This is a genomic window from Stenotrophomonas sp. SMYL41 (assembly GCF_036319965.1).
Taxonomy (GTDB): Bacteria; Pseudomonadota; Gammaproteobacteria; order Xanthomonadales; family Xanthomonadaceae; genus Stenotrophomonas; species Stenotrophomonas maltophilia_R.
This window is the reverse complement of sequence record NZ_JAWIRX010000003.1, coordinates 239,760-252,281: the sequence shown is the minus strand read 5'-3', so window position 1 is coordinate 252,281 and position 12,522 is coordinate 239,760. Positions and strand designations below refer to the sequence as shown.

General features: G+C 65.7%; 11 protein-coding genes. 6 read left to right on the top strand and 5 right to left on the bottom strand.

Annotated elements, in window-relative coordinates:
• Positions 1 to 12: 12 nt before the first annotated feature.
• Both V3B30_RS05265 and V3B30_RS05260 read right to left on the bottom strand, forming a co-directional pair.
• The gene (locus V3B30_RS05265) at positions 13 to 1,620 is read right to left on the bottom strand and encodes an ATP-binding cassette domain-containing protein (RefSeq protein WP_262082992.1); all 1,608 of its coding nucleotides are present in this window, start codon (positions 1,618 to 1,620) and stop codon (positions 13 to 15) included.
• A 222-nt stretch (positions 1,621 to 1,842) separates the two neighbouring features.
• Complete coding sequence (locus tag V3B30_RS05260) at positions 1,843 to 2,742, bottom strand: LysR family transcriptional regulator (RefSeq protein ID WP_262082993.1); 900 nt, start codon at positions 2,740 to 2,742, stop codon at positions 1,843 to 1,845.
• 227 nt (positions 2,743 to 2,969) lie between these two features.
• Here V3B30_RS05260 and V3B30_RS05255 point away from each other — a divergent pair, with 227 nt between their 5' ends.
• Together V3B30_RS05255 and V3B30_RS05250 are read left to right on the top strand one after the other, a co-directional pair.
• Complete coding sequence (locus tag V3B30_RS05255) at positions 2,970 to 4,148, top strand: serine hydrolase domain-containing protein (RefSeq protein WP_262082994.1); 1,179 nt, start codon at positions 2,970 to 2,972, stop codon at positions 4,146 to 4,148.
• Positions 4,145 to 5,329: an MFS transporter gene (locus V3B30_RS05250; protein ID WP_262082995.1), complete on the top strand. Its 1,185-nt coding sequence runs from the start codon at positions 4,145 to 4,147 to the stop codon at positions 5,327 to 5,329. Before V3B30_RS05255 ends, V3B30_RS05250 begins: the two co-directional genes overlap by 4 nt.
• A 105-nt stretch (positions 5,330 to 5,434) precedes the next feature.
• Here V3B30_RS05250 and V3B30_RS05245 read toward each other — a convergent pair whose 3' ends face one another.
• Positions 5,435 to 7,051, bottom strand: coding sequence for an EAL domain-containing protein (locus V3B30_RS05245; protein ID WP_100471120.1), 1,617 nt, complete (start codon positions 7,049 to 7,051; stop codon positions 5,435 to 5,437).
• 230 nt (positions 7,052 to 7,281) lie between these two features.
• On the opposite strand from V3B30_RS05245, the gene cycA reads away from it, so the two are divergent.
• The 4 genes from cycA (at position 7,282) to V3B30_RS05225 (ending at position 10,401) form a co-directional block, all read left to right on the top strand.
• A complete protein-coding gene (cycA, locus tag V3B30_RS05240) occupies positions 7,282 to 8,655 on the top strand; it encodes a D-serine/D-alanine/glycine transporter (protein ID WP_262082996.1) in 1,374 nt (457 codons plus the stop codon).
• A 533-nt stretch (positions 8,656 to 9,188) separates the two neighbouring features.
• Complete coding sequence (locus tag V3B30_RS05235; protein WP_262082578.1) at positions 9,189 to 9,773, top strand: TetR/AcrR family transcriptional regulator; 585 nt, start codon at positions 9,189 to 9,191, stop codon at positions 9,771 to 9,773.
• A complete protein-coding gene (locus V3B30_RS05230) occupies positions 9,773 to 10,087 on the top strand; it encodes an SMR family transporter (protein WP_262082579.1) in 315 nt (104 codons plus the stop codon). The genes V3B30_RS05235 and V3B30_RS05230 overlap by 1 nt, the downstream gene beginning before the upstream one ends.
• Positions 10,084 to 10,401 carry an SMR family transporter gene (locus V3B30_RS05225; RefSeq protein ID WP_201119173.1) on the top strand — a complete coding sequence of 106 codons (318 nt, stop codon included), beginning with the start codon at positions 10,084 to 10,086 and terminating at the stop codon, positions 10,399 to 10,401. Before V3B30_RS05230 ends, V3B30_RS05225 begins: the two co-directional genes overlap by 4 nt.
• A gap of 122 nt (positions 10,402 to 10,523) precedes the next feature.
• Here the strand turns inward: V3B30_RS05225 and V3B30_RS05220 are convergent, their stop codons facing one another.
• Positions 10,524 to 11,852, bottom strand: coding sequence for an ATP-binding protein (locus V3B30_RS05220; protein WP_262082580.1), 1,329 nt, complete (start codon positions 11,850 to 11,852; stop codon positions 10,524 to 10,526).
• Positions 11,849 to 12,517: a response regulator gene (locus V3B30_RS05215; RefSeq protein WP_262082581.1), complete on the bottom strand. Its 669-nt coding sequence runs from the start codon at positions 12,515 to 12,517 to the stop codon at positions 11,849 to 11,851. Before V3B30_RS05215 ends, V3B30_RS05220 begins: the two co-directional genes overlap by 4 nt.
• Positions 12,518 to 12,522: the final 5 nt, after the last annotated feature.

Genomic DNA, 12,522 nt, shown 5'->3' with positions numbered 1-12,522 from the left:
CATGGCGTGGATCTACAAGGCGTCACGCCACTGCCAACCCTCGGTGCTTACCTGCAGCACGTGGGTCGGCCGCAGCGCCTGCAGCAGGTGCCGGTCGTGGCTGACCATCACCAGTGCGCCCGGCCATGCCGCCAGCAGTTCTTCCAGTGCCTGCAGCGCGCTCAGGTCCAGTGCGTTGCCGGGCTCGTCCAGCAGCAACAGCTGCGGTGCGGGGTCGGCATACAGCACGCTGGCCAGGGCGCCTTTCACCCGTTCGCCATCGCTGAGGCTATGGGCTGGACGCTGGATGCGCTGAGCGTCCAGCCCGAGCAGGGCCAGCCGTGTGCGCAGTTCACCGGTATCAGCCGCCGGGTTGGCGGCCTGCACGGTGTCGAGAATGCTGCGCTCGCCGGACAACCCCAGCAGCTGCTGGTCGAGCAGCGCCAGCGGTGCATGGCGTTGCACGCCGCCGCTGCGTGCAGGCAGCTGGCCGGCCAGCACGCGCAGCAGCGTGGACTTGCCACTGCCGTTGTCACCGACCACGGCGATGCGCTGCCCTCGACGGATCTCCAGCTGCAACGGCGCACTGCAGCCATGCGGCAGCACCAGCGATTCCACCTGCAGCAGGCGCGCGCTGCCACGTTCGCCGTCGCCTGCAAACAGCGCCAGTTCCGGCGCGATGTGAACCGCCGAGGCCGCAGCGCGCAGCTGATCGACGCTGGCCTGCAGGCGCTCGGCCTGTACCTGCTGCGCGCGGCCGTGGTTGGCCTCGGCACGCTGCTTCTGCCGGCCGAGCAGGATCGGCGCCTGGTTGGCCTGCTTCGCATCGCGATTGCCGCGCGCCTGGCGTTGCTGCTGGCGCGCGTGCTGTTCGCGTGCGCTGCGTTGCTGCTGCCGGTGCTGGGCGCGCGCATGGTCGAGCTGTGCAGCAGCGGCTTCGCGTTCGGCGGCACGCGTGTCCGCGTAGTGCTGCCACGGCCCGCCATAGCGATGCAGCCCGCGCGCGTCGAGTTCGACGATCTGCTGCATGTGCGCCAGCAGATCGCGATCGTGGCTGATTGCCAGCAGGCCGCCACGCCACTGCTGCAGTTGTTCGTACAACTGTTGGCGATGACGGGCATCGAGGTGGTTGCTGGGTTCGTCCAGGATCAGCCAATCAGCACCGCTGGCCCACGCGCCGGACAGCGCCACCTGCATGGCCTGGCCGCCACTGAGGCGCGCCGCGGGCTGGGCAGGATCGAGATCCTCGGGCAGCCGTAGCGCCTGCCATTGCTGCTGCAGGCGCTCGCGCAGGTCCCAACGCTCGCCGACACAGGCGAAGTCGGTCTCGTCCACGCTGCCGGCTTCGATGCGTTGCAGTGCGGCCAGTTCCGCGCCGACGCCGGCCAGTTCACCGACCGTGCCGGCGGGGGGATAGCCGGGCGTCGGCAACAGGAACACGCGGCCGCTGCTGCGTATCTGCCCGCTGTCGGGCAACAGCCGGCCGGTCAGCAGGCGTGCGAGCACGCTCTTGCCGGTGCCATTGGCACCGACCAGGCCGGTGGCGACCGGTTCGAAGGAAAACGACAGGTCGGAAAACAGCGCGCGGCCGTCGGCCAGCCGATACGACACGCGATCGAGCGTGAGGGAATGTGTGGTCATGCGACCTCCATGGATGCCGGGTTCTCCCCTGCGCGCAGGGGCGGGAAGAGTCAGGCCGTCTGCTGGGAAGACGGCGGCATCAATGGCGCATTGGTCGCGAGCCTCTGGGAAGAATGAGGGGGAAGTATAGCGGGGCTGGCTGAATGGTTTGATGGCTCGGCTCTACAAGGGCATCCGCGCATGGCGTGGACCTACTGTGGGCCGGGCATGGGGGGATCGCGCCTAGGGCACGGTTTCCAGGCGGGCGCTGACGAAATCGATGAACACCCGCAGCTTCGGTAGTACGTGGCGGCCCGAAGGCCACAGCAGGTGGAAGATGCCGCAGGAATGCACGTGTTCGTCCAGCACGCTGACCAGGCGACCGTCCGCCAGCGCATCGCGCACCGAGTGCACGGGTACGAAGGCCAGGCCGACGTGGCGCAGCGCCAGCGCCACCCGCGCCTCGATGGTGTTGGCCACCATGTGCACCGGCAGCTCCTGCGGTGTTTCATGGTCGGGCCAATGGATCGGCCACAGCTCCAGCTTGCCGGTGCTGGGGAAGCGGTAGTGCAGCAGCGTGTGCTGCAGCAGTCCGGCGGGCGTGCGTGGCGTACCGCGGCGCTGCAGGTAGGCCGGCGAGCCGACGATGCGGCGTGGAAACACCCCCAGGCGACGTGCGTTCATGCGCGAATCGCTGGGTTCGCCGACACGCAGCACGGCGTCGAAACCTTCCTCGATGACGTCGACCAGCCGGTCGCTGAAATCAAGGTCGAGGCGGATGTCCGGATACGCAGCCATGAACTCGGCCATCAACGGCAGGGTGAGGTCGCCGACCAGTGGCAGGCCGATGCGCAGCGCACCGCTGGGGGTGGCGTGCGGTTGCGCAAGCTCGGTGCGCGCGGCATCGCGTTCGTCGAGGATGCGCCGGCAGCGTGCCAGGAACAGCTGGCCCTCGGCGGTCAGGGTGATGCTGCGCGTGCTGCGGTGGAACAGGCGCACGCCCAGCGCGTGCTCCAGCCGCGCAACGCATTTGCCGGCGGCCGAGGCGGAGATGCCCTGCAGGCGCCCGGTCTCGACGAAGCTGCGGGTGTCGGCGGCGTGCACGAAGGTCTGCAGGTTGGCGAGGTTGTCCAGGACTGACATGGGCGTGCGGGCGATGAAAGCAGCAGGGTAGGGAGGGCGATGGCGCTGGACGGCACCGCCGCCGCAACACTGTGGTGCGGGCCGGAATGGCAGCCGTTGCGGCCTTGCAGTTCCGGCCATGATGCCGATTACGGACTGCACGGTCCATGATGACCGGAGCGGCAACCGGCTTTTTGCGCCGTGCCGTGCTGCCTAACGTGGCGGGCCTCTCCCCACGGATCACTGCGATGAATGCCGCTCTTTCCCTTGAACCCGCGCCGACGCTGCCTTCGGTGCAGCGGCTGTTGCAGCAGGTGCACCCGCAGCGCCTGGTGGGCGCGGTGGTGCTGGTGCGCGAGCACGGTGTGCTGCGCCATGCCAGCGCGACCGGGCTGGCCGATCGCGAGTCGGCCACGCTGATGCAGCGCGACCAGCTGTTCCGGCTGGCATCGGTCAGCAAGCCGCTGTTGACCACGGTGATCCTGCGCCTGGTGGCCGAGGGCGTGCTCGACCTCGATGCGCCGGTGCAGCGTTGGCTGCCGGACTTCCGCCCGGCGCTGGCCGATGGCCGCATGCCGCCGATCAGCCTGCGTCAGCTGCTCAGCCACAGCAGCGGGCTGGGATACCGCTTCCTGGAAGCCGATGCGGAGGGCCCGTATGCGCACGCTGGGGTCAGCGATGGCCTGGATGCAAACCCGCTTTCCCTGGCCGAGAACGTACGCCGCATCGCGCAGGCACCGCTGCTGTTCGAGCCGGGCAGCCAATGGCTGTATTCGTTGGGCGTGGACGTGGCGGGGGCGGTGGCCGAAGCCGCGACCGGTGAAACGCTGCAGGTGCTGTTCGAGCGTTTGCTGGCCGCGCCTTTGGGCCTGCGTGACACCGCGTTCGTCACGCGCGAGGGTGCGCGGTTGGCCACGCCCTATGTGAGCGACACGCCGCAGCCGCATCGCCTGCGCGAAGGCGAAGTGGTCGCGCCTTTCGAAGGTACGGTCGGCATCGAGTACAGCCTTGCGCGTGCCTTCGATGCCAGCCGTTTCGCTTCCGCCGGCGCCGGCCTGGTGGGTACTGCCGATGAAGTGATGTCGGTGCTGGAGGCGCTGCGTGATGTGCAGCGCTCCGGCCTGCTGCCGCCCGCGCTGGCGGCAGAGATGGCCAGCCCGCAGGTGGGCGAGCAGGGACCGCCGGAACCGGCCGGCTGGGGCTTCGGGCTGGGCTTTGCGGTGCTGCGCGATGCCACCGCCAGTGGCACGCCGCAGCGCGAAGGCAGCTGGCGCTGGGGCGGCGCCTATGGGCACAGCTGGTTCGTCGACCCGTCGCGTGGGCTGAGCGTGGTGGCACTGACCAACACGCTGTACGAGGGCATGGATGGTGCCTTCGTCGATGAACTGCGTGATGCGGTCTATGCTGATCTGGAGGCAGCGCGATGAGCGGCCACGCCCTTGATGCTGCCAGCCCGGCCGGTGAGGCCACGCGCCTGCCCTGGGCGGGCCTGCTGGCCTTGGCCGGTGGTGGCTTCATCACCCTGCTGACCGAAACTCTGCCGGCCGGTGTACTGCGGCCGATGGGCGACAGCCTGGGCGTGAGTGATGCGGCGGTCGGTCAACTGGTGAGCGTGTATGCGCTGGGCTCGGTGATGGCCGCACTGCCGATGACCGCGCTGACCCAGCGCCTGCCGCGGCGCCGGTTGCTGCTGGCCGCCATTGCCGGTTTCGTGGTGGTCAACACGCTGACCGCGCTGAGCAGCAGTTATGCGCTGATCCTCGTTGCGCGCTTCCTGGCCGGTGTGAGCGGTGGCCTCTTGTGGTCGCTGGTGGCCGGTTATGCCGCGCGCATGGTGGTGCCGTCGTTGCAGGGGCGTGCCATTGCGGTGGCGATGGTGGGTTCGCCCTTGGCGCTGTCGCTGGGGGTGCCGGCCGGCACGCTGCTTGGCCAGCAGGTTGGCTGGCGCTGGGCGTTCGCGTTGATGAGCGTGCTGGGCGTGGGCCTGCTGGCGTACGCGCGCTGGACACTGCCGGCGCTGCCAGCGGCTGGTGCCGGCCAGCGCACGTCGCTGGGTACGGTCTGGCGGATGCCCGGCGTGCGCAGCACGCTGCTGGTGATGGTGCTGTACGTGCTGGCGCACAACGTGCTGTACACGTACATCGAGCCGCTGGCGGTCGATGCGGGTGCCGGCGCGTGGCTGGACCGGCTGCTGCTGGCGTTCGGCATGGCGGCGATTGCCGGCATCGGGATGGCGGGCTGGGGCGTGGATCGCCACCTGCGTGTGCTGGTGTGGGCGGCGGTGATCGGCTTCATCGTGCCGGTGCTGATGTTGCTGGTATGGCCTGGCGCGGCGAGCGCGCTGCTGTTGGCAACGATCCTGTGGGGCGTTGCGTTCGGCGCGGTGCCGACGTTGTTCCAGACCGCACTGGCACGCCGTGCGGGTGCCGCCGCGGACCTGGCACAGTCGATGCTGGTGACCGGCTGGAACCTGGCCATTGCTGCCGGTGGCGTGGCGGGCGGCGTGCTGCTGCAGGCCAGCGGCCCACGCCAGCTGGGTTGGCTGCCGTTGCTGTTGCTGGTGGTGACGGTGGCGTGGCTGCTGGCACGGCCGAAGGCGTGGGCGTAGGGGCCGATCAATGACTACGCGGTGCCGGCCAGCGGCCGGCACTACCGGGGGCCGCGCCATCCACGCATGGCGCGGACCTGCTGGATCGGGCGCCCTGCTTTTGCTCTACTCCAGCGGCACCCGCTCGATCGGCACGCTGCGCGGGTTCTGCATGTGTTCGCGTGCCGCGCCGTACTGCTGCTGCCGCTTGTGGTGGAAGGCCACGAACTCGTCGCGGGGCAGTGGTCGCGAGAACAGCCAGCCCTGGCCGAATTCCACATGCCGGCTGTGCAGATAGGCCAGCTGCGCTTCGGTTTCCACGCCCTCGGCCACAACCCACAGGCCCAGCTCCTTGGCCATGTCGATGATGTGCGGCGTGACCGGGCTGGTCGCGCTTTCGGTGCCGATCGCATCGATGAACGACTTGTCGATCTTCAGCGCGTCCAGCGGCAGCTGCTCCAGGTACTGCAGGCTGGAAAAGCCGACGCCGAAATCGTCGATGGCCACGCTGTGGCCGGCACGGCGTGCCTGCGCCAGCATCGTGCGCGCTCGGTCCAGGTCGAGGAAGCCGCGTTCGGTGGCCTCCATCCAGATCTGCTGCGGCAGGATGCCGCTGCCGGCCATGTGCCTGGAAATCATCTTCAGGGCGCGGCCGCTGCTGATGTCTTCGGCGGCGAGGTTGATCGCGATGTGCGCGCTGCGGTCGGCCACCAGCAGCTCGCGCATGTCGCGCACCACGTTCTCGATCACCAGGTCGGTGACGTCGGCGATCATGCCGGCCTCTTCGGCCAGCGGAATGAACAGGTCGGGCCGTACCTGGGTGCCATCCGGGCGTTGCCAGCGCACCAGCGCCTCGGCACCGACGCAGATGCCGGTGTCCAGTTCGATGATGGGCTGGTAATGCAGGTACAGCTCGCGGCGGCGGATGGCGGTGGCCAGTTCACCGCGCAGCGACAGGCGGCGCCGCGACAGCCAGATCACCAGGCCGGCCCCGGCAGCGGCCAGCAGCAGGCCGACCGGCACGTACAGCCACGCCTGCTGGCGGAACGCCGCAGCCAGCGCGGTGCGCGGCGTGGTAGCGATGGCCAGCCATTCCTCGTTGCGCGCGGTGGCGAACAGCGTGGAGTGGTCCAGGCCTTCGCCGGGGTCGCGCAGCAGCGCCTGCAGCAGGTCCGGATCCAGGCCCGGCTGCTTGGCCAGCAGGCGCCCATCGGGGCTGGCCAGTGCCAGCCGCACGTTCGGATCGGCTATGACATCGACGAAGCGCCGCGGGTCCACCAGTACGTCGTAGGACCCGTACAGGATTGCCAGCACCTGGCGGCGCCCGCTGACTTCCGGGCGCACGTCCACCGCGATGCCAGCGCCATCGCTGGTGACGTGGTCCGGCGTGGGTTGATCCACATCGGCCAGGAACGGTCCCCAGGAGGTGCAGCGTAGTTTGCCGCCTTCGAAGTAGCCCATCTGGTCGATCGATGGGGTGGTCATCACCAGCGTCTGCATGCGCCGGACGTGCTCGGGACTGCAGGACACATAGGCGCCGGCTTCGGCCGATTTCAGCGCCGCCAGTGCTTCCTGGTAGGACAGGTCGGAGCGGCGCAGGCTGCGATCGGCGATGTCGCGCAGGCGCTGTTGTTCAACGCTGACCGCGCGGTCCCAGGTGGCATAGGCCATGACTGCGATCGGCACCGCAGCGGCCAGCAGCGCCAGCGCGGTGCCGCCGATGATGACGCGCAGCCGGCTCATGGCCGGGGCTCCAGCAGGGCGGGCGGGGCAGGGCGCATGGTCGGGCCGGTCCTTGGGCAGATGCGGCTATCTGAGCATGGCGCGGGGCCGGGCGGAATGGGATCAATACGGTATTCGGTCACATTGTGGTGAAAGCGGCCAGATTTGACGGAATAGGTCCGTCAACGCTGGCGCTCGGCGCCGTGGGGGACTACCGTCGAACGCTTCGCCCGTCCCTTTTGCCCGCGCCCATGACCGAGCCCGCAACGCCCCCCGAGCACCTGCGCCGCAGCCTGTCCAACCGCCACCTGCAACTGATCGCCATCGGCGGTGCCATTGGCACCGGCCTGTTCATGGGGTCGGGCAAGACCATCAGCCTGGCAGGACCGTCCATCGTCTTCGTCTACCTGATCATCGGCGCGATGCTGTTCTTCGTGATGCGCGCGATGGGTGAGCTGCTGCTGTCCAACCTGCAGTACAAGTCCTTCATCGATTTTTCCACCGACCTGCTCGGGCCCTGGGCGGGCTTCTTCTGTGGGTGGACCTACTGGTTCTGCTGGATTGTGACTGCCATCGCCGATGTGATCGCCATCGCCGCCTACGCGCAGTTCTGGTTCCCCGGGCTGGATGCGTGGATACCGGCGCTGGCCTGCGTGCTGCTGTTGCTGGCGCTGAACCTGGTGACGGTGAAGCTGTTCGGCGAAATGGAGTTCTGGTTCGCGCTGATCAAGATCGTGGCGATCTGCGCACTGATCATCACCGGCGCTGGGCTGGTGGCGTGGGGCTTCACCTCGCCCAGCGGCCACACCGCCTCGCTGTCGAACCTGTGGAATGACGGCGGCATGTTCCCGATGGGGCTGGTCGGCTTCTTCGCCGGTTTCCAGATTGCGGTGTTCGCCTTCGTCGGCATCGAGCTGGTCGGCACCACCGCCGCCGAAACCGCCGACCCCGAGCGCAACCTGCCCAAGGCGATCAACTCGATCCCGGTGCGCATCATCATCTTCTACGTGCTGGCGCTGATCGCGATCATGGCCGTCACCCCGTGGCGCCAGGTGGTGCCGGACAAGAGCCCGTTCGTGCAGCTGTTCGTGCTGGCCGGCATTCCCGCCGCCGCCAGCCTGATCAACTTCGTGGTGCTGACCTCGGCCACGTCCTCGGCCAACAGCGGCATCTTCTCCACCAGCCGCATGCTGTATGGCCTGGCCGAAGAGGGCCACGCCCCGCGCGGGCTGTCGAAGCTGTCGCGCGCCGCGGTGCCGGCCCGCGGCCTGCTGTTCTCGTGCCTGTGCCTGCTGGGCGGCACGCTGCTGATCTACCTGATTCCCAACCTGGTGACCGCCTTCACCCTGGTGACGACGCTGGCGACGGTGCTGTTCATCTTCGTCTGGTCGCTGATCCTGGTGGCCTACATGGCCTACCGCCGCCGCTACCCGGAGCGCCACGCGGCATCGATCTTCAAGATGCCCGGCGGCGTGGCCATGTGCTGGGCCTGCCTGGTGTTCTTCGCCGGCGTGCTGGTGCTGCTGAGCCTGCAGGGCGACACCCGCCAGGCGCTGATCGCCAGCCCGGCGTGGTTCGTGCTGTTGGCTGTGGGGTATTGGGCGCGGCGGAGGACGGCGAAGTAACCCAGCGTTTCCGTTCCATTGATTGATCCATTGTCTCCGGACGTTTCATCCACGCATGGCGTGGATCTGCTGCCCGCTGCAGGAAACTGTCCAGGGCGGGTGGGTGTGGCCCGGCGGGACACGCCGTAAACCCATCCATGGGGGCTCGATGGCGCCCTCCCTGGGGCCAACGGGCCTGGCGGGCCCCACCCCCCCCCCCCCCCCCCCCCCCCCCCCCCCCCCCCCCCCCCCCCCCCCCCCCCCCCCCCCCCCCCCCCCCCCCCCCCCGGCCTGCGCTTCTGACAGGAGCGCAGGCTCAGCAGGAGAAAGAACGGGTATGGAATAGCCCCTTACAACCCGCAGCAAACTTCAGTCTCCTAGCAACGGCTGCAGGGCTCGTTCTCCTTTGGGGTGGTCGCTCACCCCAATTCACTTAGCCGATTGCCGACACTGTAAGACGGAGACCAACCAGGCGATCTGTTTCTTGAACACTCCGATAGCCCGGCCGAGGCTTGACATGCGGTGCTCCTCATATTGAAATACGTCCGTATGTATTGAAATATGCTGAAATGGGAAAGACAAGAACAATCGATCGGGACCACGTCCTGGACATGGCAGAGCAGATAGTCGGCGAGCAAGGCGCGGCCGCGCTATCGATTGACGCCTTAGCGAAAGCAGCCGGCATCAGCAAGGGGGGTGTGCAGTCATGTTTCGGCAATCGTCATGGACTGATCCAGGCCATGCTCGATCGCTGGGCTGTCCAATACGATCAGCGCCTTCAGGCTATGGCTGGCACTGCTGCTAACACGTTGACGGCCGAGGAGCTTATTCGCCATCACGTCGCGATTACAGATGATGAGCACGAACTAAATACCCGAGCAGCGTGTCAGATCATCGCCCTCATGGATGAGCGTCAGTTCACTTCATGGCTGCGGAGTTGGCATGACAAGCGGCTACTGGCGTTGGATGTCCGCACCCCAGAGGGGAAGCGGATGCGCCTTGCATATCTGGCCACAGAGGGCGCGTTTGTTCTTCGCTATTTTGGACTCTCTTCGCTTAATGACAATGACTGGGCATCCATTTTCTCTGAAATTGCGGATCTTTCGGAGAATGGATCGATGATCCGGAGCGGTCGATAGTGACTAAATGGCTTTATCTAGTCATCGCAAGTGGCCTCGAAGTCGCGTGGGCAATTGGACTCAAATGCGCAAGCAGCCTGGCGGAGTGGGTTGTCACCCTGGTGTGTATCGTTGGTAGCTTCCTCTTCCTGGTAATGGCAACCAAGCGTCTGGGGGCCTCAACCTCCTACGTGTTCTTCGTGACGTTCGGCACCATCGGAACCTACATTCTGGATACCGTGTGGTTCGGAAAGCCCTTCAGCGCGGTAGCTGCGGCGGCTATCGCCGTTGTCCTGTTCTGCATTGTCCAGATCAAGCGCGAGGTCAAAGAATGATTGGCTGGATCTATCTTCTGCTCGCAGGCTTGCTGGAAGTCGGGGTCGTTGTCGGCATACGGGAAGTGTCGGCAGGTCGATACCTCAGGGGAATCCCGCTGCATGCACTGGGCATGTCCAGCTCGCTCTATCTGCTGTACCTGGCAATGAATACAATCGACATATCCATCGCCTACGCTGCGTACACAGGCATCGGCGTCCTGGGTACAGTCGTCGTAGGGATGGCCTTCTGGGGCGAGAAAGCCTCATTGAGAAAGATTGGCTACCTCGCCCTGATGGTGAGCGCGTTGACTGTCATGAAGCTCGCAGGCTGAAAACCTATAAGGCACTGATCGAAATTCGACCTTCTTTCAGGAAGGTCGGATGCCGTTGAGCTCAGTCGAAGGAATTCAGAATCGTCCACAATCCACGCGGCGGTAGGGAAGCTCGCCCGTGGCTATGGCAATGGAACAATGAGCTCCGCGACCAATCCGCCATTCTCTCTTGGCCTCATATCCAGTCGCCCCCCGAAGCGCTCAACGATGATGCGGACAATTGAGATGCCCAGGCCCGCGCCATCACCGCGTTGTCGCCCCTGGTCTCCACGCCAGAATCGTTGTCCGATTTGCTTGGTTTGCTCTGAAGTCAGGCCAGGGCCACGGTCGGCAACGCACACGGAGCAATATCGCCCAGAACTGTTGAAGCTCACTCGGATTTCGACCGCGCTGCCTGGTAGCGAGTAGCGCAGAGCATTGTCCACCAGGTTTCGAACCGCGATTTCAAGCATCGATCTAGGAACGGTGCTGCCTGCATCCCCCCCTTCCATGATCAACGTGATGCGATCTCGGGAGATGTCGCTGTTCTGCAGGGCGACACTGTTGACGACCTCAACAATCGAGAGGCACTCGTCCCCTTCGATGATCGAGGCCTCTGCGCGCGCAAGCATCATCATTTGATGCAGCGTCCGTTCCAGGCGCTTCACTCCTTCCTGTGCACTGGCAAGCGAGAGCATCACGTCCTCACCCTCGCTGAGTCGAGCCACCTGCAGATGCGTATCTATCACAGTGAGTGGTGTCCGCAGCTCGTGCGCGGCGGCATCGGTAAATGCCCGCTGGCTGGACAGTGCCTGTGCCAAGCGCTTCAGCAGGCCATTCATTGCGTCCAGCACCGGACGCAGCTCCGAGGGGGAATCTCTCACGGCAATTGGAGACGTATCGTCCGCATGCTTGTCACGCAATTGCTGGGACAGTACTTTCAGCGGGACCAGCCCCCGTCCAATGCCCATCCATAGCGCGGCCAGTCCGCCGAGAAAGGCAATCAGAAACGGCACTCCAGCAGCCCCCAGCAACTCGTTGGTCAGCGCGTCCCGTCGATCAACGCGATCGGCTGTCATGATCTGATAGCCATTGGCGTGAAGAACGTAGATTCTCCACTTCTGCTCAAGCACCTCTCGGGTGCTAAAGCCAAGGGGCAATGATTCGAGATCCGAATGGGGGCCTGTCGTGGTTCGAGCCAGCAGCTGTCCGCGCATGGACCTGATCTCGCATGCGATGCCTTCCTCGCCACTGAAGCGCACCACATCGGCGAAGCTTGAGTTTCCTGGACTCGGCGCCAGTGCCGCTCGCTCAAGAAGTCCCGACACCATGCGCGCCGACATGGCGAGGCGGCCGTCAAGGGTCCGGTCGAGCTTGGAGTGGATGTCGCGCATCATCCAGCCGGCGGCAGATACCCAAAGAAGGATCAGCGAAACCCCAGTAATCATGACTGCCCGAAGCCGCAGACTCATGATGTGGGCCTCCATCCCAGTCGGTAGCCCAACCCTCTTGCCGTCTCGATCGCGTCGGTACCAAGCTTGCGCCGGATGTTGTGGATATGCACATTGAGTGCATTGCTGCTGACATCTTCATTGAGCCCGTAGAAGCGCTCATTCAGAAGATCGGGGGGGACCCAGCGCCCCTCAAGACTGGCCAGGTGCGTCAAAAGATCAATTTCCCGCCGAGACAAGGCGACAGGTTCGCCGCGCAGCCAAGCCAATCCGCTCTCCGGCTCCAGACGCAAGGGGCCCGCCACGATCACCTGAGCTGCTCGGCCCTGCGTGCGCCTGACCAGCGCGTACAGCCTGGCCGCAAGTTCACGCAGATCGAATGGTTTGACCAAATAGTCGTCCGCGCCTCCATGCAGGCCCTTAAGCCTATGCTCGATTGCGTCACGTGCGGTGAGGATCAGTACCGGGAGATTTGACTCAAAAGACCGCATGCTGCTGAGCAGGTCCATGCCATCTCGATCGGGAAGACCGAGGTCGAGTATCAAGGCATCAAAAATTTCTTCCTGTTGAATGACTTCAGCGTCTTTTGCCGTCCCAACGTGATGCACAGCAATGCCATGCACACGCAAGCCAGCCACAATGCCTTTGCCAATCAGCTCGTCATCCTCAACCAGCAGCACTCGCATGCCCG